Raw genomic sequence first — 18575 nt, 5'->3', positions numbered from 1 at the left:
AAGGAGCAGAAAGATGTCTGATTATATTGTAGAGATGAAACATATAACCAAACGATTTCCTGGAATAGTAGCGAATGATGATGTATCCATTGGCATAAAAAAGGGAGAAATCTTTGCTTTACTTGGAGAAAATGGTGCTGGTAAATCAACGTTGATGAGTATGCTGGGTGGCATGTATGAACCGGATGAAGGCGAAATCTATATCCGGGGTGAGAAAGTGAATATCAGCTCACCTAACCATGCGGCGAAGCTCAATATAGGGATGGTCCATCAGCATTTTAAACTGGTATCAGATTATACGATTACAGAGAATATTATTTTGGGAATCGAGCCAATCAGAAAATTTGCAGGTCTCTTTCCATATGTGGATATTCGAAATGCCAATCGAAAAATTGAAGAGCTATCCAAGAGCTTTGGATTAGAAGTGGATCCTACGAAAAAAATAGCTGATTTAAATGTTTCCATGCAACAGCGTGTGGAAATTTTAAAGGTGCTTTATCGGGAAGCAGACATCCTTATTTTTGATGAACCGACTGCAGTCTTAACACCGCAGGAAATTGAATTCTTGCTGGATATAATCAAAGGACTGCGAGACGGTGGGAAAACGATCATATTAATTACACATAAGCTGGAAGAAATTAAGAAGGTCGCCGATCGATGCGCCGTATTGAATAAAGGCAGATTAATTGATGTTTTGGATGTAAAGACAACCTCCGTTAATCATATGGCCCAATTAATGGTAGGGCGAGAGGTAAACTTTGAAGCAGAGAAAGAGCCAGCTCAATTTAAAGACGAAGTATTGAAGGTAGAAAACCTAACCGTTAAGAATGAAGATGGGTTTGAAGTAGTGAAAGATGTTTCCTTTACCATTCGCAGCGGTGAAATCTTTGCCATTGCAGGAGTTGCAGATAATGGACAGGTTGAAATAGCGGATGCAATAGCTGGACTAACAAAGGTCAGCAGCGGAAATATACATCTTAATGGCAAGGATATTACGAATGAAACGATAAGAAGCAGAACAGAAGCTGGTATATCGTATATACCTGAAGATAGACAAAGCTTTGGACTGTTTTTGGATTTCGATTTAGCTACTAATCTAGCATTAAAGCAGTACTATAAGGAGCCTTTTTCTAGTAAGTGGATGCTAAATAAAGAGGAATTCGAGCGATCTGGCAGTGAGTTGATTGATAAATATGATATTAGAAGCGGACAAGGCGTCAAAACGCAAGTTCGTTCGATGAGCGGTGGTAATCAGCAAAAAGCCATTATTGCCCGAGAAATCGAATTGCAATCACCTCTTATGATTTTTGTTCAACCAACACGGGGAGTAGATATTGGCGCAATCGAAAATATCCATAAGATGATCATTCAGGAACGTGATCGTGGAAAAGCGATTCTCCTTATATCATTGGAGCTAGATGAAATTATGAATGTAGCAGATACGATAGGAGTTATCTATAATGGCCAACTTCAAAAGATTGCTAGCAGAGAGTCATTAACGACCAATGAAGTCGGTGAATATATGATGGGGGCAAAGCATGAGTAAAGATAGAAAAAGTAATAAGTTACGTAGTAGTCTTATTCGGCTGATAAATAATGAGAAGTGGCAATCGATCTCCATTCCACTAGTCGCCATAATCATGAGTTTTATTGCGGCAGCTATTGTCATACTTTTAATGGGTAAAAATCCTTTGCAGGCGTTTTACAACTTATTTCAAGGGGCAGGAATTTTACCGAAGCCATTTTATGCTGGCTATAAAAGCATGCTGACTGATTTCATGAGTTTGCTGAATGCGATGACGCCGCTTTTATTTGCAAGCTTGGCAGTTGCTGTCGCATTTAGAGCGGGTCTATTTAATATTGGGGTTGCCGGTCAAATGCTCGTCTCTGGTTTTTTTGCGACGATTATTGTCGGCTACAGTGGCTTGGATGCGGTGATCGCAAAGCCGCTTGTTTTGCTGATTGGTATAGTCACCGGGGGACTAATGGGAGGATTAGTTGGGTGGCTCAAATATAAATTTAACATCAATGAAGTCGTATCTACGATTATGTTGAATTATATTGCTCAATATGTTATCAGCTTTTTTATTCAAATGTATTATATTGATCCAGTCTCAAGGCAATCTAAATATATTTCTGAAGCAGCAAGATTAACATTGGCGAATGTTGAAATAGGAAATCTGAAAATGGATATTCCGTTAGGCTTTGTTTTGGCCATCATTACCGCTATTCTAATAAAGATTCTCATGGACAAAACGGTTGTTGGATTTGATATTAAAGCGGTAGGCTCCAATCGTAATGCTGCAAAATATGCGGGAATTAATGTGGGAAGAAATACAGTCCTGGCAATGGTTATATCGGGTAGTTTGGCTGGACTTGCAGGTGTCACATATTATTTAGGTTATTACGCTTCTATACAACCAAAGGTATTATCAGACATCGGCTTTGATTCCATTGCTGTAGCCCTATTAGGAAACTCTCATCCAATTGGTGTTATTTTTTCTTCCTCACTCATATCAATCATTGATCAGGGAAGCACATATATGAGTTCACAGGCAGGAATCAGACAAGAAATTTCTTCTGTGATCATCGGGTTGATCCTATTGTTTAGTGCATGTGGTGTATATCTGAAGTATAAAATTAGCCGCATGAATGAAAAAGCAGCGGAACGAAAGGAGAGTAAATCATAATGGATACAGTACTTATTGATGGTCTATCCTTTGCTTTGCCTCTTTTTATTATAGCAATTGGCGGTATATACAGTGAAAAGAGTGGTATTACCAACTTAGCACTTGAAGGATTTCAAGGTTTTGGGGCATTCATCGGGGCGCTGTCAGCTGTATTAATCGCAAATGCCTTTGGTACAGATATTCAAGATTTGTTTTACGTAGCGTTACTATTTGCCATGATCGGCGGAATGGTTTTCGCAGTTATTCACGCTGTACTATGCATTAAGTTTAAGGCAAACCAAGTTATCAGTGGTGTCGTCATTAATATACTGGCGTTGGCTTTAACAACATTCTTAACGACACAGATCAATGCGCTTGTCTTCGGAACTGCTTCGGACAAGTTCCAGTTAGGTGTCATGGAGCGGTTTACTATTGCTGGTTTAGCCGATATACCAGTAATAGGTGCAATCTTTACGAATGTGTATCCGTTTGAAGTAATTATCATCGCGATTGCCATTTTTGCTTGGTATCTTTTATATAAAACAAAGTTCGGCATGCGCTTAAGAGCGTGTGGGGAAAATCCTCATTCCGTTGATGCAGCAGGTGTAGATGTTGCGAAACTCAGGTTTACAGCAGTCTTAATATCAGGTCTATTATCTGGTCTGGGCGGCATGTGTTTTGCCTATTCCATTTCAGCTAACTTTTCTTCCAGCATTTATATGGGATATGGGTTCTTAGCCATTGCCGCATTAATTTTCGGTAATTGGAAGATTGTCCCGACGCTAGCTGCGTGTCTTTTGTTTGGTTTTGCGAAATCTGGTGGAGCTTTTATTGCTCAATCAATGGCATTGCCAAGCAGTTATACTGATTTATTTATGATATTGCCGTATGTATTAACATTATTGTTATTAATCTTCTTTTCTAAATCAAACCGTGCTCCGAAAGCGTTAGGTGAGATTTATGACAAAGGAAAGAGATAAATAAATTTACTAAGCAGTTTCCATGGGCTAACATGTTAAATTTGGTTGACGCAACGTGTGAGTATCGATAAATTACGGTCTAAGATAATGCACACTCTTATCGTGCGTCGACATAAGGTGGAAATATACCTAGAGTGTGGACATACAGTCCACATGTGGATAGTGTAGCAAAGCTTATAATGAAAAAGGCAGCAGCCCTCATTGGGGCGCTGCCTTTTTAGGTTTCTTACAATGAATTTACAAAGCTGGATTTAATGTGAATTGTCTTATCTGATTGTCAGGTTACCTACCAAATGCTATCCCAAGAGGATTGCAACTTTCGCAATAGAACAATTTGGCCGATATGATACGAATCGTGCATCATGATATTGCTGAGTAAACGCTCAATAGAGTACCTGTTAGCTGCATACAAAGTTTTTAGCTTTTCATCCTCAAGGTCCGCCGCAATGACCGTTTTTAATTTACTCATGACTTCATTAAGGCGCTGCACTGTCTGGGCCCATCTGATTTCGTCTTCTGGATCCCCTGGATTTCCAAAGGTTTCTTCATTGTTTTCTGGCTTATGCGGATTCTCAGTTCCCTTAATTCGGTGGATTACATCTTCATTCCAAAATATCAAGTGATTGACAATTTGCCAAATCGAATTGCTGTTTTCCGAACTTCTCCATGCCGCCTCAGCTGCAGTGACTCCATGAAGTGCCTGATTCATGGAAGCAAACCATTCATTCTCATGGCAGTGCATGTCGAGTTGTTCTAAAAACACTTTAGTTACAACTTGCATACAACCAATCTCCTCTCTGTTTGGGATAATTTAAAGTAAAAATCTGACAATAATAATCCTATAATCTATTTAACAAAAAGCCACTCATACGCATAAAATAACCATCATTTTGGACTGTTGGCTATATAAGGACGAATATATTCTCAATAAAATGCTCTATACATTTATATTGAGAATACAACCAAACTATAATACTCTGACTTTATTCGGCGCATCCAGCATGTATTCCTTCCACATAACAAATAAAGTTCTTATATATGGGATAGGTAGGCTATGCTTAACAAATTCCTCATAAACCTACGATTATTCCTGGTGATAAAAGCTATTGATCCCATACCAGGAAGTTTAAGATTAAAATAATAAGGTAAATGCTTCTTTTCACAAAAATAAATTTAGTAAAAATATTTTCATTGACTATCACTGCATGCGTTGTTAGAATGCAAAAAAGGTTTACGAAATAAAAACAACTAAATTATAAAAATAAACTCGTATAATCTTGGAAATATGGTCCAAGAGTTTCTACAAACTAACCACTTTAATTAGTTCGTCTACGGGAATAGATACGTACAGAATGTATAGTAAACTGCTATATTTTATTTATACATCCTTCTACTTTCTTATTTTTCCCGCCGAGCAAAAAATGAGGAGGAATAAGATGAAAACCCAAAAACAAATCAAATCCCAAATACTAGCGGCAAGAAATATCAGTTTACCTGAGTTAGTTATTAAAAATGTTCAATTAGTAAATGTGTTTACGGATGAAATGGAGCGTGCAGATGTTGCCATTCATAATGGTAAGTTCGTAGGTATCGGCCACTATAATGGTAAAAAGGAAATCGATGGCACTCCATATACAATGGTTCCGGGTTTAATTGATTCACACGTCCACATCGAATCTAGTATGCTTTCTCCTTCTCAATTTCAAAAAGCTGTTTTACCGCGAGGGATTACAACTATTATCACAGATCCTCATGAAATAGCTAATGTCCAAGGATTAAAAGGAATAGAATGGATGTTGCAGGACAGTGAAAACTGTCTATTGAATTATCGCTATCAACTGCCGTCCTGTGTCCCGGCAACTTCCTTTGAGGACAATGGAGGGACTCTGACGGCTGAGGATCTTGCGCCGTTTTATAATCATAAGCTTGTGCTTGGCTTGGCGGAAGTGATGGATTTCCCTGCAGTATTATCTGGTCAGGAAGATATAATGGCAAAGCTGTCAGGGGCAATGATCAACAATGTTCCGATTGACGGACATGGTGCCGGTTTAAGCGGAAAAGATATTAATGCCTATTTGACAGCGGGTATTACAACGGATCACGAATGCGTAAAACCAGAGGAAATGATTGAACGCGTCAGACGAGGTATGTATGTGATGCTTCGCGAAGGCTCTGCTGCCCGCAATCTTCATGATTTGTTAGCCGGCTATAGTAAAGAGCTTTCACATCGTTTAATGTTTTGTACAGATGATAAGCATATAGATGATCTATTGGAAGAGGGAAGCATTGATTATCATGTACGTGAATGCTTAAAGGCTGGAATCGATGTATATTCTATTATGAGAATGGCATCTCTTAATGCATCTCAATGCTATAATCTAAAAGGAAAAGGGGCAATTGCGCCTGGCTATGATGCTGATTTTATTTTATTGAATGCCATTGAAGGCTTTGATATACATTCTGTTTGGGTAAACGGAATCCGTTACGAAGAAGATAACGAACAAGAGAAAGAAGCGTCTTTTGAAAATACCGTTATATTGGGAAGCTACTCAAAAGAGCTTTTGCGTCTGTCATTGACTACTGATATAGCGAGGGTAATTGAAATTATTCCTAATTCGATTGTGACGAAAAAAGCGCAATACAAGGTACCGGTTGTCAATGGCCTGTTTGTGCCAAGTGAAGAAGAGGATTTCGTGAAAATGGCTGTAGTCGAAAGACATAAAGGTACAGGAAGTGTAGGAGTCGGTATTGTAAAGGGCTTCCGTCTGCAAAAAGGAGCTATTGCTACAACGATTGCTCATGATTCGCATAATATTATCTGCATCGGAAAGAATGATGAAGATATGGATGTCGCAATCAGGGAGCTTGAGAAAATTGGCGGAGGTATTTCAATTGCTTGCAATGGAGAGACAATCGCTTCATTATCATTGCCTGTGGCAGGATTAATGACAACTATCTCACCTGAAGAATTAAATAAGCAATACAGCCAGTTGCTGATTGCACTGTCATCACTTGGAATTACGGATGAATTCTCACCTTTACTAACATTATCCTTTTTGGCCTTGCCAGTTATTCCTTCGTTAAAGCTTACGAATCAAGGATTGTTTGATGTTGATACATTTACGTTTGTAGATGTAAGTGTATAAATTAATCAGAGGGGCCTCTCTAAAGTCATCAATGATTTTTGAGAGGCCCTTCTTTGTTTGTGCTAGTGCGTATGAATCCTCCCCAGTAAATTTGTTTAAAAATATCCATTGGATGGAGCACCTGTATGTATAACTAATTCAGTGAAAAAGTGTCGCAAAGCTTATTGAAATGAGGCAGTATCCCTGCGTAATAAGGGCGCTACCTTTTTATATTTGAGAATGCAGTGATTATTGGATAACTTTATAAGGTGGATTCGACAAACCTAGTGTAAGCACATACCCTTCTGCAGCATCAATCAATAATGTAATAAAAGTCTTTTTGTTTTCCATCTTGTAATATCTCCTTTGTATACTTCATTTGATAGTTTTATCTTACCTATTTGATGTTTGTGAATTGCAAAAGAAATGTTTACTAAATGTTAAAATGAAAAAATATTATCTATACATAAAAGAATCCTATAAACGATTACCGTTTATAGGATGTTCTACTTCCCTTATGAAATCTATTTTAATAATTCCTCGCTTAAAGACAGTATCTTTGGTGCTAGTTTCTCTCGTTTTCTTTTTGTTATTTTCACATATATGGGATAGGCAACGCTTATTAGCACAAGTCCTAAAAAACCTATGATTATTCCTGGTATTAAAAGCTGTTCACCCCATACTAGACAGCAGCTCATACCTATTCCAAACAATAATGTTCCTATAAGGCCTGACATAATGGCCAAGATTGTTCCTGGTCTTTCTGCACTTTTATCCAAATTTCGTAACTGTTCGAATGGATCATCTTCCTTTTTCATATATCTCTTTTTAATAGCTTCTATTTCTGCCTGCCTTTTTGCAGAATATATATACTCAAATTTACTATTTTCCATCATTGTCCTCCATTTCTGATTTATATTTACGCATAAGACAATATTTCTATAATTTTATTTGATGACGCTCTCCCTTAAGTAGACAGTAAACGTACTTCCTTCTCCTAATGTACTTTGTACATGAATATCGCCACCAACTATATCAATCACTTTCTTTACCAAAGCTAGTCCCAAACCGTTTCCCTGCACAGCATGGGAAGTATCCCCCTGATAAAATTTTTCGAAAATATGCTTCCCTGTTTCCGGGCTAATGCCACAACCGCTGTCGCTGACTTCTACAAATGCGGTAAGTCCTTCTTTTTTCACCTTAACATCAACAGCTCCGCCATTATCTGTAAACTTTATCGCATTTGAAAACAGATTGTTCCATACTAGACTTAACAGTTCGGCATCTTCGTGTATGAAAATATCTTCCTCTAGATCGGTTTCAATATTAATGTTCTTACTTGCCCATGACTGTTCATATAGAAGTAAACATTCGCGAATCTGTTCTGTTAAATTATAGTATTTTCTCTCAGGAAAGATTTGTTGATTTTCCAGGCGATTTAATTTCAATATATTTGTAATCAGACCAGATAATCTTCTTGTCTGCTCGGTAATGGCCTTTGCATATTCTACCTTCTGTTTTTCTGAAAGGGAATGTCCCTGAAGCAGTGTTCCATAATTTTGGATAGCCGCAAGGGGAGTCTTAATTTCATGAGAGACATTTGAAATGAAATCTGTTCGGAGAGTTTCTACTCCAGACAACTCTACAGCCAGCTCATTAATCCCTTTGATAATTGCATCGAATTCATTGCTACTTTTTTCATTTCTAATATAGGGAATCTGTGTCTTGAAATTGCCGGACATTATTTCATCCAGACCTGCCTGAATCCGTGCTATTGGTTTTCTTACCATCAAGGTACGGCGAATTTCATCAATCATACTGAAAATAAATGTGAGAATGATAACGTTTAAGAAGGTAATGGGAACAGCAGCTTTCATTTCTTCCGTCGTCAAATCAACCCAATGTAAAAACAGTACCAGATTGCAGGTAACTACAAATGCCATCAGTATAAAAAATATTAGGAATCTCCCAAAATTAAATAAAAACTTTTTCCTATTTCGTTCATCTGTTGTAATTTTCATTTGAGCACCGTTTTATATCCTAATCCATGCACGGTGACAATTTCAAAATCCTTGCACGCAGAAAACTTATCTCTCAATTTTGTAATATAAACATCCACTACACGTGGTCCGGACTGGGATTCGGCATCCCAGAACTCATCCATCAATTGAGTTCTTGTAAATGTTTTCTTTGGGTATGACAACAGCTTATACAATAACTTGAATTCTCTTACTGTCAGATTGATTTCTTCCTCGTTCAAATAAGCTGTATGCTCTTCGATATCAAGCCTCAGCTGGCCAATATCGATTTTTTTATTGGATGCAATTTTTGCCCTGCGGAGCAATGCTTCCAGTCGAAGGAGTAATTCATCCAAATCTACAGGTTTAACCATGTAATCATCCACACCGGCATGGAATCCTTTTCTTTTTGATTCGAGATCTTCCTTTGCTGTCATAAATAACATAGGGATATCATTGTTCAATTCCCTAACAGACTTAGCAAATTCAAATCCATCAATCCCCGGCATCATTATGTCAGAAATAATTAAATCAAATATATGGTCAGTCATCGCATCATAGGCATCATTGACATTTTGAACACCTTTAGCTTGATAGCCGTTTAGGTTCAAATAAGTACAGACTGTCTGATTTAAATTTTCATTATCTTCTACTACTAATATTTGAAACATATGTATTCTCCTCGTTGTATTTTTGACATTATAGCATGTGATTGTTTACGAAATGTTAACGTATTATTAAAACGTCTAATAGATAAATAAAAGATATGCTATAAGAACCATCAGAAGAAGAAATTGGTCTATTGTTGACTGATACTAATGAGAGCCTAATCTAGAGTCTTTAAACAAAACTGATTCAATAATGATTACGATGTGAACATAGCTTGTATAAAAATTAAAAAATGCAGAAAAATATAGTGGATGATAGATGGTTATTTTTGCATATCTGATCTTTTGTAATATAAAAATGAGGTGACCGATATTTGTACAGGATTAAGTATTCAATCTCAAGAGGGTAAGTGGTTTTTTGGAAGGAATATGGACTTAGCCTATTACTTCAATCAAGCAGTTATGATTATCCCAAGAAATTATCAATATCAAGATAGAGTCTCAGGTAATATGGTAACCAATAAACGCGCTATCATTGGAATGGGGACGGTAATTGATAACCATCCTCTTCTGGCGGATGCTATGAACGAAGTTGGCCTAGCCTGCGCAGGATTAAATTTTGAAGGGTACGCGTACTTTGAGAAAGAACCGATTGAAGGGAAAAATAATATTGCACCCTACGACTTTATACAATGGGTTTTATCAAATCACGAAACAGTAGAAGAAGTTAAACGTGGAATTGAGCATTTAGAACTTGTGGATTGCCCAATCAATGAAAATACACCTGTTTCAATGCTTCACTGGATGATTACAGATAAGACAGGAAAGGCTATTGTGGTAGAAAAGACAAAAGACCGATTGACTGTACATGACAATCTGATAGGAGTTTTGACCAACAATCCTACCTTTGATTGGCATTTAACTAACTTGAATGAGTATTTACATCTGACACCAATTTCACCAAAAGAAACAAAATGGGGCAAGCAAACATTAAAAGCACTAGGCATTGGAGCTGGAACATTAGGGATACCCGGAGACTTTGCTTCCGTTTCCAGATTTGTAAGGATAGCTTATATTCGTACACATATGCCTAAAATTGAAGGAGATATACATTCTATTACACAATTTTTTCATATGCTGGATTATGTAAAAATGGTTAAAGGAGGGGTCCTTACAGATGATGGGTTAGAGGATGGTACAACCTATTCTTCTTGTATGGATCAAGAAAAAGGTGTTTATTACTATAAAACGTATGAAAATAATCGTATCAATGCGATAGATATGCATAAGGAACAATTAGAGGGGACAAATCTTAAAATCTTTAAATACCTCACAAACCAGGATTTCAATTATCAGAATTAGGTTTACCTAAGAGTTTACATAAGCGAAAAATATTTCGTAACTTATATTAAAAGGCACTCCGTCCTTAGCTAATGGGACGCTGCCTTTTGATTTTTCCAGTATTGGATTTATCAATATGTATAGACTCCGGAAATGCAGGCATTTTCTCGGCAAGTGAGTGAAGGAGTTGAGCAGTTATTGTCTTTAGGATTGAAAGGATCCTCATTAAGTTGATTAATATCTTTCATTATTCTAGATAAGCTCAGTTAGTAGTAATATCCACTGGCAAGTTTCTACTTGTTTAGTTTTATCTATGATGCTGGTTTTTCTATGTTTATTAACTCTATTCACTTAAAGTGAGAAAATGCGTATAATAATGAATATTAAAAGAGAGAAATGGAGTAGTATATCAAATGGTTCAATCAATCAATACAAAAGTCGAGTTAGTTATTGATGCGACCTCACATAACGGGCTTCCTGAATACGGAAAAATTATGATTGGTGACAAAGGATTTGAATTCTTTAATGAACGTGATGCTCGTAAATTTATTCAAATTCCTTGGGAGGAAGTTGATTATGTGATTGCTTCTATCATGTTTAAAGGGAAATGGATTCCGCGTTATGCTATTCAAACTAAACGAAATGGGACATTTACATTCTCCTCGAAGGATTCAAAAAAAGTTTTGCGAGTCATTCGTGAACATGTTGATCCCGCTCATATGGTGCAATCATTAAGTTTCTTTGATGTGGTCAAACGCGGTATGAGTAGTATATTTAAAAAGTAATAGTTTTAAAAAAAGATAAGTTAGTACTTGTCTTTTTTTTGTCGAAAAAAACAAAAATTGCACGGTATGTAAATGTCCTTGGCAAAGAGGCTTTGGACATAGAAAATTTTAATCCTGCTTGAAAGCGGATTATATAGCGTGCTATAATCACTAAGAAAGTTTATTGAAATTTTCGAAAAGCTAGTCTAAATAACCATCTCCTTTATTTTTTACGCGATACTACTTCGATTAGATGTAAGTAAAAAGTATTGATTGATGAAGAGAAAAAGGGGAGTCTTTGTACCTATAACTTCATTTAATCACTTTTTTTTATGTCTTTTTTTGTCGAATATAGTCGTTTTCAGATGGTTGGAAAACACATCTATAGAAATATAGAAATAGACGTGTTTTACCGTATTAGTTTGCTTGTAACAATAATAATAGGAGGTAAAAAGATGGTAGGGATTATCATTGCTAGTCATGGTGAATTTGCGAATGGTCTCTTGCAATCTGGAGAAATGATCTTCGGAGTACAAGAAAATGTAAAAGCTGTTACATTGATGCCGAGCGAAGGACCTGATGATGTAAAGGCAAAAATGAAAGAAGCAATTGCCTCTTTCGATAACCAAGATGAAGTCTTATTCTTAGTCGATCTTTGGGGTGGTACTCCTTTCAACCAAGCCAATAGCTTGCTTGAAGATCACCAAGACAAATGGGCAATCGTTGCTGGTATGAACTTGCCAATGTTGATTGAAGCTTTTGCATCTCGTTTTTCAATGAACAAAGCACATGAAATTGCCGCTCATATTTTGGGCACTGCTAAAGAAGGAGTTAAAGTTAAACCAGAAGAGTTAGAACCCGTTACAGAGGTTAAACCTGCTGATAAACCGTCAACTGCAGGTGCGCCTGGTAAATTTGAGTACGTGTTAGCTCGCATCGACTCTCGTTTGCTTCACGGACAAGTAGCGACTGGTTGGACTAAAGCAACAAATCCTACTCGTATCATTGTTGTATCTGATACAGTAGCTAAGGACGATCTTCGTAAGAAATTAATCCAACAAGCTGCTCCACCAGGTGTAAGGGCACATGTTGTTCCTGTACATAAAATGATTGAACTTGCAAAAGATGATCAACACTTTGGCGGTCAGCGCGCATTGCTTCTTTTCGAAAACCCGCAGGATGCACTTAGGGCGGTTGAAGGTGGCGTTCCATTAGAGACAATCAATGTTGGTTCTATGGCACACTCACCTGGTAAAGTTCAACCGAATAAGGTATTGGCATTCAATCAAGAGGATATTGAGGCTTTTGCTAGTTTAAAAGAGCGTGGTTTGAAATTTGATGTACGTAAAGTTCCGAACGATTCAAAAGGCAACATGGACGAGATTATCAAGAAGGCTCAAGAAGAGTTAAACAAACAAAAATAATCATGATTATCACGAAAAAAAGGGAGGATAAATCATTATGGATTTGACTATTATTCAAATAATATTAGTCCTTTTCGTAGCATTCTTAGCCGGTGTAGAAGGAATTTTGGATGAATTCCATTTCCATCAGCCAATTATTGCATGTACGTTAATCGGCTTAGTTACAGGAGAACTTGTACCTTGTCTTATCTTAGGCGGTACGCTTCAAATGATTGCTTTAGGATGGGCAAATATTGGAGCAGCCGTAGCACCGGATGCTGCGTTAGCATCAGTTGCATCTGCTATTATTTTAGTTTTAAGTGGACAAGGTCAAGATGGAGTATCTTCTGCAATCGCGATTGCTGTTCCGCTTGCAGTTGCTGGCCTTTTATTAACAATTATCTGTCGTACGATTGCGACTGCATTTGTTCACTTTATGGATGCTGCAGCTGCAGAAGGAAATATCAGAGTAGTAGAATTTTGGCACATTGCTGCAATCTGTATGCAAGGATTACGTATTGCAATCCCAGCTGGATTAATTTTAGCCATTGGTGCAGGTCCGGTTCGTAGCTTGCTTGAATCTATGCCAATGTGGCTGACAAATGGATTAGCTATCGGTGGTGGAATGGTTGTAGCTGTTGGTTATGCAATGGTTATTAATATGATGGCTACAAAAGAAGTATGGCCATTCTTTGCAATTGGATTCGTATTAGCAACTGTTACAGAAATTACACTTATTGGTTTAGGTGCTATCGGTGTGGCTCTAGCACTCATCTATTTAGCTCTTTCTAAACAAGGCGGTTCAGGTAATGGCGGAAATGGTAATACAGGTGATCCAATAGGCGCTATTATTGATAATTACTAAGAAGGAGGAGGACAGAAAGTGGAAAAAGAATTGAGATTATCGAAAAAAGATCGTATTTCTGTTTGGTGGCGTTCAACCTTCATTCAAGGTTCTTGGAACTATGAACGAATGCAAAACGGTGGTTGGGCGTATGCAATGATTCCAGCTATTAAAAGATTATATAAAACAAAAGAAGACCGCTCTGCTGCACTAAAACGTCACTTAGAGTTCTTTAACACTCATCCATATGTAGCTTCACCTATACTCGGGGTAACTTTAGCGCTTGAGGAAGAACGTGCAAATGGTGCACCGGTTGATGACGTAGCTATTCAAGGTGTTAAAGTTGGTATGATGGGACCTTTAGCGGGTATCGGAGATCCAGTTTTCTGGTTCACGGTTAAGCCAATCCTTGGTGCGTTAGCAGCTTCTCTTGCCATGACTGGTAATATACTTGGACCGATTCTTTACTTCGTTTTATGGAATCTTATTCGTATGGGATTCACTTGGTATACACAGGAATTTGGTTACAAAGCAGGATCTAAAATTACAGATGACTTATCTGGCGGGTTACTTCGAGATATTACTAAAGGTGCATCGATACTCGGGATGTTTATCCTTGGTGCATTAGTTAACCGTTGGGTTTCTGTTAAGTTTACGCCAACTGTATCTTCCGTTCAGCTTGATGAAGGTGCCTATATTGATTGGGATAAGTTACCTGCAGGAGCAGAGGGAATTAAAACAGCGTTGGAACAACAAGCTGCTGGTCTATCATTAAGTGATGTTAAAGTAACAACTCTACAACAAAATTTAGATAGTTTAATCCCAGGCTTATCTGGATTGCTATTAACACTTCTTTGTATGTGGCTGCTTAGGAAGAAAGTATCACCAATCGTAATGATCCTTGGATTGTTCGTCGTTGGTGTTGTCTTCCATGTATTAGGCATCATGTAAAAATAAATTTATAAAGCTTGTTCAGACTTATACAAAGATAGATTATAAGACTGTTAAACAAATAGGGAAGCACCTCCTGAAATTGAGCGAATCATTTTCAGGGGGTGCTCTTTATATACCGCCAGAAACTTGATCATTACTACTATATACATATCAATGGAAACCATTTTGAATTAAACTATTGCTTAATAGAAGATATTAAGTATAAATTTATATTTTAGGAGGCTGCCATGCTTACAATTGGCTATATTGGAAATGGGAAAAGCACGAACAGATACCATTTACCGTTCGTCCTGCAAAGAAAGAATATAAAGGTAAAGACAATTTATCAAAGGAATCCTAAACATGAAAGCTGGGATCGGATTCCAGGGGTCACTTATACATCTGACTTAGATCAACTGTTAAATGATAAAGATATACAACTCATTGTAGTTTGTACAAAACATGACAGTCATTATGAATACGCCAAATTGGTATTAGAACATAATAAACATTGTTTAGTTGAGAAGCCTTTTATGGAAACCTCCGAGCAGGCAAAAGAAATATTTGCAATCGCGCGTGAGAAGGGACTAATTGTTCAAGCTTACCAAAACAGACGCTTTGATAGTGATTTTTTAACTGTTCAAAAGGTTATCGAAGAAGGGAAGCTAGGAGAACTGCTGGAAGTAGAAATGCATTTTGACTATTTCCGCCCCGAAGTACCAGAATCCACTACTACTTTCGATCCTGCTATGTCATTTTTATATGGACATGCATGCCATACATTGGATCAGGTTATCAGCTATTTCGGCAAGCCGGATCACATCCACTATGATGTTAGGCAATTATTGGGGCAAGGCAAAATGAATGATTATTTTGATTTAGATCTATATTATGCTGAATTGAAGGTTACTGTAAAATCCAGTTATTTTAGAATTAAAGAAAGGCCTAGCTTTGTAGTTTACGGTAAAAAGGGATGCTTTGTGAAAGCAACGAAGGACCGCCAGGAAGAACACCTAAAATTATTTTACATGCCGGATAACAAGGATTTTGGAGTAGATACGCTAGAACATTATGGTGTACTGACATATGTTGATGAAGAAGGTACCATCCATGAAGAAAAAGTGAAATCCATCAATGGTGATTATGGGTTAGTGTATGATGATTTATATGAAGCCATTATGAATGGTAAAGATAAAACTATTACAGATGAACAGACACTGCTGCAAATGGAAATATTAGAAACTGGCATTAAGAATTTAAAATAAAATAAAATTAAATGATAGAGACAGCCCCCAATACGGCACACTATGCATGGTATTGAGGGCTGTCCACTTTTTTAGGAAAACACAGTTGTATGTGATGCTAACCAGCCTCACATATCTTATTGATCTTTTTGCTCGTAGAGAGCCAGAAATGCACATTCTATTGCGCGCAAAGTATGGGCTGGAATTCCGCCGCCCATATTATTCCACAGATCAGCGAATAGTCTAGGACTATGACCTTCACGCAGTAGCTTTTTGGCGTATAAGACTATCATATTCGGATCGCGTTGATGACGTAACAAGCACATCGGAGACGGATAGTCTTCACGAAGTCTATTTTCCATCTCAAGAGCTTCTCTTTTCGAAATGGCAGTCAGTGTCGGTTGAATTTTTTCCCACTCATCGAGCATAATGGGTATCCATTGGCAATTGTCCTCATGGTAGAAGTAAGTCTCCTGACCATTGGTCTGATAAATAATTTCTGCACCTTCGTTAAATTCACGATAATAGGTTACGAAAATATCCGTATACAGATTGGAAATTTCCCAATACATATCATATTCATGCAGGGGTGCAAATGCATCAATTAGCCTACTGTAATACCAGCTCTGCTGCTCTTTTCCACGGTTGAACCTGGTCCAGAGTTCGTCTCCGCATTCAATATAGTCTGCTTTAATACTGCGGAGATTGGATAGTTTGTCCGCGCAGGCAAGTAAGAGCTCTTCAAAGCTAGCTGACTCTGTCATGTAGTCGATGGTATGCTGCTTTCGCTCTTCCCAGCTGCGTGACTTGTCCTCGCTGTTTGACTGAATAAGGGATAAAACTAAAGGCCCAAACTCGTTTTCAATTGCATCAGAAGTCTCGTCTGTATCTTCCAGAACGTCATGTAGCAGGCCTGCAATAATCAGCGCAGTATTACAGCCGGCAGAGGTTAGAATCTGGGCAACCTCGAATGGATGAGAAATATACGGAATATCGGTTCCTTTACGAGTCTGTCCTTGATGTGCTTTCGTTGCAAAGAGAATTGCTCGATGCAGGATGGCATTTCCGAACCACGTATTTGGCGTATATAGTGCCTTTTCGACTTCAGGCATCTTTTGATGCTTAGATGAATCTATCCTTTTTTCCGTCATTGGGTTTCCCTCCTTCATTTCTTTTCCTCTTTATAGTTAGTGATATATTATATAAAAATAATTATAACATCTATAGGCTGAGACTGATGAGGAAGACAATCAAGTGAAATATCGTTTATTTATTTCTTGCTCTTTTTCATTCCATTTAATATATTGGTTTCCTTACTGGGAATTATTCAGATTGGCAATTCAATATCTTAGTAAAATAAATGAGGAATAAGTAAGTAATAAATATGAACATGGATAATGTACTTTACCAGTGACCATATTGGACCTAATTTTCCTGGTTTTCTTTGTACTTTTTGTTCATAATAAGGAATAATATGTTCAAAATTTCTATAGTTTGATAAAAAGTGCCCAAGCATGCTATAAGTGTAAAAGAAGATTATTTCTGTTTAGTTTTGGGATTGTGTTATATATGAAATCCCATTTAATGAGAGGATTGGAATTTGGATATGAAAGAAAATTTTTGGCGTGATCTACCACGACCTTTTTTTGTACTGGCACCAATGGAAGATGTGACGGATGTTGTTTTTCGCCATGTCGTGAGTGAAGCTGGGAGACCTGATGTGTTTTTTACAGAGTTTACAAATTCAGAAAGCTATTGTCACCCTCAGGGAAAAGAGAGTGTACGTGGACGTTTAGCCTATACAGAGGATGAACAACCGTTGGTAGCCCATATTTGGGGGGACAGGCCTGAAAACTTCCGGAAAATGAGTATTGGTATGGCGGAGTTAGGGTTTAAAGGTATAGATATCAATATGGGATGTCCCGTACCCAATGTAGCTGACAATGGGAAGGGAAGTGGTCTGATCTGCCGTCCCGAAGTTGCAGCCGATTTAATACAAGCGGCAAAAGCAGGGGGATTGCCGGTAAGTGTGAAGACACGGCTTGGTTTCGCGGATATAGACGAATGGCGTGATTGGCTGACACATATATTGAAGCAAGACATTGCTAATCTTTCTATTCATTTGCGTACAAGAGATGAAATGAGTAAAGTAGATGCTCATTGGGAGCTTATTCCAGAGATTAAGAAACTTCGTGATCAGGTTGCACCCGATACACTTTTAACGATCAATGGAGATATCCTTGACCGTGAAATGGGATTGAAACTGGCTGAACAATACGGTGTAGATGGAATTATGATTGGGCGTGGTATTTTCAAAAATCCATTTGCCTTTGAGCTTGAACCAAAGGAACATAGCAGTAAGGAATTGCTGGATCTCTTGAGGCTGCATTTAGATCTCCATGATAAATATTTAGAAGTAGTAGCTCGCAAGTATACACATCTTCATCGTTTCTTTAAAATCTATGTCCGTGGATTCCATGGGGCTGGTGAATTAAGAAATGAGTTGATGAATACGAAGTCCTCAGATGAGGCGCGTGCATTGATCGATAAATTTGAAGAGCTTAATGGGATGGACGAAAAGTAAGAAGCATTCGTATGAGAAAATTGTTTCTACTTCTCTATAGTAGAACGGATTTCAAGTCTGTA

The 18575-nt window shown here is 37.7% G+C and carries 16 protein-coding genes and 1 riboswitch; of the genes, 11 read left to right on the top strand and 5 right to left on the bottom strand.

The genetic code is table 11. The annotated features are described in order from the left end of the window. Positions 1 to 13 precede the first annotated feature (13 nt). From AC4BHP_RS15180 to AC4BHP_RS15170, 3 genes are read left to right on the top strand one after another with little or no spacing between them, the layout of a single operon-like run. Entirely contained in the window at positions 14 to 1546 is a 1533-nt protein-coding gene (locus tag AC4BHP_RS15180) for an ABC transporter ATP-binding protein (protein WP_066108391.1), read from the top strand. Continuing rightward, a complete protein-coding gene (locus tag AC4BHP_RS15175; protein WP_139892748.1) occupies positions 1539 to 2690 on the top strand; it encodes an ABC transporter permease in 1152 nt (383 codons plus the stop codon). Before AC4BHP_RS15180 ends, AC4BHP_RS15175 begins: the two co-directional genes overlap by 8 nt. After that, positions 2690 to 3649 (top strand): ABC transporter permease, encoded by a 960-nt coding sequence (locus tag AC4BHP_RS15170; RefSeq protein ID WP_139892747.1) that lies wholly within the window; start codon positions 2690 to 2692, stop codon positions 3647 to 3649. Before AC4BHP_RS15175 ends, AC4BHP_RS15170 begins: the two co-directional genes overlap by 1 nt. Before the next feature lie 286 nt (positions 3650 to 3935). Here the strand turns inward: AC4BHP_RS15170 and AC4BHP_RS15165 are convergent, their stop codons facing one another. Further along, positions 3936 to 4430: a DinB family protein gene (locus AC4BHP_RS15165; RefSeq protein ID WP_139892746.1), complete on the bottom strand. Its 495-nt coding sequence runs from the start codon at positions 4428 to 4430 to the stop codon at positions 3936 to 3938. Positions 4431 to 4896: 466 nt separating this feature from the next. Further along, positions 4897 to 5001, top strand: a riboswitch (purine riboswitch). 84 nt (positions 5002 to 5085) lie between these two features. On the opposite strand from AC4BHP_RS15165, the gene ade reads away from it, so the two are divergent. Continuing rightward, entirely contained in the window at positions 5086 to 6795 is a 1710-nt protein-coding gene (ade, locus tag AC4BHP_RS15160; protein ID WP_490553163.1) for an adenine deaminase, read from the top strand. A 503-nt stretch (positions 6796 to 7298) separates the two neighbouring features. Here the strand turns inward: ade and AC4BHP_RS15155 are convergent. Genes AC4BHP_RS15155 through AC4BHP_RS15145 form a run of 3 tightly spaced genes read right to left on the bottom strand, consistent with a single transcriptional unit; the run spans position 7299 to position 9463 of the window. Beyond that, the gene (locus AC4BHP_RS15155; RefSeq protein WP_490553162.1) at positions 7299 to 7667 is read right to left on the bottom strand and encodes a hypothetical protein; all 369 of its coding nucleotides are present in this window, start codon (positions 7665 to 7667) and stop codon (positions 7299 to 7301) included. Positions 7668 to 7721: 54 nt separating this feature from the next. Continuing rightward, positions 7722 to 8795, bottom strand: a complete 1074-nt coding sequence (locus AC4BHP_RS15150) for a HAMP domain-containing sensor histidine kinase (protein WP_490553159.1) — start codon at positions 8793 to 8795, stop codon at positions 7722 to 7724. Next, the gene (locus AC4BHP_RS15145) at positions 8792 to 9463 is read right to left on the bottom strand and encodes a response regulator transcription factor (RefSeq protein ID WP_490553155.1); all 672 of its coding nucleotides are present in this window, start codon (positions 9461 to 9463) and stop codon (positions 8792 to 8794) included. The genes AC4BHP_RS15150 and AC4BHP_RS15145 overlap by 4 nt, the downstream gene beginning before the upstream one ends. Before the next feature lie 300 nt (positions 9464 to 9763). Between AC4BHP_RS15145 and bsh the strand changes: the two genes are divergently transcribed. The 6 genes from bsh to AC4BHP_RS15115 all read left to right on the top strand — a co-directional run bounded on the left by bsh (position 9764) and on the right by AC4BHP_RS15115 (position 15950). Continuing rightward, positions 9764 to 10762, top strand: coding sequence for a choloylglycine hydrolase (gene bsh, locus AC4BHP_RS15140; RefSeq protein ID WP_217491085.1), 999 nt, complete (start codon positions 9764 to 9766; stop codon positions 10760 to 10762). Positions 10763 to 11154: 392 nt separating this feature from the next. Further along, a complete protein-coding gene (locus tag AC4BHP_RS15135; protein ID WP_066108374.1) occupies positions 11155 to 11526 on the top strand; it encodes a DUF956 family protein in 372 nt (123 codons plus the stop codon). Between the two features lie 434 nt (positions 11527 to 11960). Next, a complete protein-coding gene (locus AC4BHP_RS15130) occupies positions 11961 to 12929 on the top strand; it encodes a mannose/fructose/sorbose PTS transporter subunit IIA (protein WP_066108371.1) in 969 nt (322 codons plus the stop codon). 37 nt (positions 12930 to 12966) lie between these two features. After that, positions 12967 to 13773, top strand: a complete 807-nt coding sequence (locus AC4BHP_RS15125; RefSeq protein ID WP_066108368.1) for a PTS mannose/fructose/sorbose transporter subunit IIC — start codon at positions 12967 to 12969, stop codon at positions 13771 to 13773. An 18-nt stretch (positions 13774 to 13791) separates the two neighbouring features. After that, the gene (locus AC4BHP_RS15120; RefSeq protein ID WP_066108365.1) at positions 13792 to 14703 is read left to right on the top strand and encodes a PTS system mannose/fructose/sorbose family transporter subunit IID; all 912 of its coding nucleotides are present in this window, start codon (positions 13792 to 13794) and stop codon (positions 14701 to 14703) included. Between the two features lie 230 nt (positions 14704 to 14933). Further along, positions 14934 to 15950 carry an oxidoreductase gene (locus AC4BHP_RS15115; RefSeq protein WP_066108362.1) on the top strand — a complete coding sequence of 339 codons (1017 nt, stop codon included), beginning with the start codon at positions 14934 to 14936 and terminating at the stop codon, positions 15948 to 15950. 116 nt (positions 15951 to 16066) lie between these two features. Here AC4BHP_RS15115 and AC4BHP_RS15110 read toward each other — a convergent pair whose 3' ends face one another. After that, positions 16067 to 17080: an HD domain-containing protein gene (locus AC4BHP_RS15110; RefSeq protein ID WP_490553150.1), complete on the bottom strand. Its 1014-nt coding sequence runs from the start codon at positions 17078 to 17080 to the stop codon at positions 16067 to 16069. 455 nt (positions 17081 to 17535) lie between these two features. Here AC4BHP_RS15110 and AC4BHP_RS15105 point away from each other — a divergent pair, with 455 nt between their 5' ends. Further along, positions 17536 to 18513, top strand: a complete 978-nt coding sequence (locus tag AC4BHP_RS15105) for a tRNA dihydrouridine synthase (RefSeq protein ID WP_490553202.1) — start codon at positions 17536 to 17538, stop codon at positions 18511 to 18513. Positions 18514 to 18575 lie beyond the last annotated feature (62 nt).

It is taken from the genome of Pradoshia sp. Z4_20 (genome assembly GCF_058216035.1).
The sequence above is the reverse complement of the archived record's forward strand: the minus strand, read 5'-3'. Positions and strand labels throughout refer to the sequence as shown.

Bases quoted from the DNA above. Each gene is read 5' to 3' on its own strand.
- AC4BHP_RS15125 (WP_066108368.1), top strand. From the start codon at position 12,967: ATGGATTTGACTATTATTCAAATAATATTAGTCCTTTTCGTAGCATTC.
- AC4BHP_RS15135 (WP_066108374.1), top strand. From the start codon at position 11,155: ATGGTTCAATCAATCAATACAAAAGTCGAGTTAGTTATTGATGCGACC.
- ade (WP_490553163.1), top strand. From the start codon at position 5,086: ATGAAAACCCAAAAACAAATCAAATCCCAAATACTAGCGGCAAGAAAT.
- AC4BHP_RS15180 (WP_066108391.1), top strand. From the start codon at position 14: ATGTCTGATTATATTGTAGAGATGAAACATATAACCAAACGATTTCCT.
- AC4BHP_RS15165 (WP_139892746.1), bottom strand. From the start codon at position 4,430: ATGCAAGTTGTAACTAAAGTGTTTTTAGAACAACTCGACATGCACTGC.
- AC4BHP_RS15105 (WP_490553202.1), top strand. From the start codon at position 17,536: ATGAAAGAAAATTTTTGGCGTGATCTACCACGACCTTTTTTTGTACTG.
- AC4BHP_RS15130 (WP_066108371.1), top strand. From the start codon at position 11,961: ATGGTAGGGATTATCATTGCTAGTCATGGTGAATTTGCGAATGGTCTC.
- AC4BHP_RS15175 (WP_139892748.1), top strand. From the start codon at position 1,539: ATGAGTAAAGATAGAAAAAGTAATAAGTTACGTAGTAGTCTTATTCGG.
- AC4BHP_RS15110 (WP_490553150.1), bottom strand. From the start codon at position 17,080: ATGACGGAAAAAAGGATAGATTCATCTAAGCATCAAAAGATGCCTGAA.
- AC4BHP_RS15155 (WP_490553162.1), bottom strand. From the start codon at position 7,667: ATGGAAAATAGTAAATTTGAGTATATATATTCTGCAAAAAGGCAGGCA.
- AC4BHP_RS15115 (WP_066108362.1), top strand. From the start codon at position 14,934: ATGCTTACAATTGGCTATATTGGAAATGGGAAAAGCACGAACAGATAC.
- AC4BHP_RS15170 (WP_139892747.1), top strand. From the start codon at position 2,690: ATGGATACAGTACTTATTGATGGTCTATCCTTTGCTTTGCCTCTTTTT.
- AC4BHP_RS15145 (WP_490553155.1), bottom strand. From the start codon at position 9,463: ATGTTTCAAATATTAGTAGTAGAAGATAATGAAAATTTAAATCAGACA.
- AC4BHP_RS15150 (WP_490553159.1), bottom strand. From the start codon at position 8,795: ATGAAAATTACAACAGATGAACGAAATAGGAAAAAGTTTTTATTTAAT.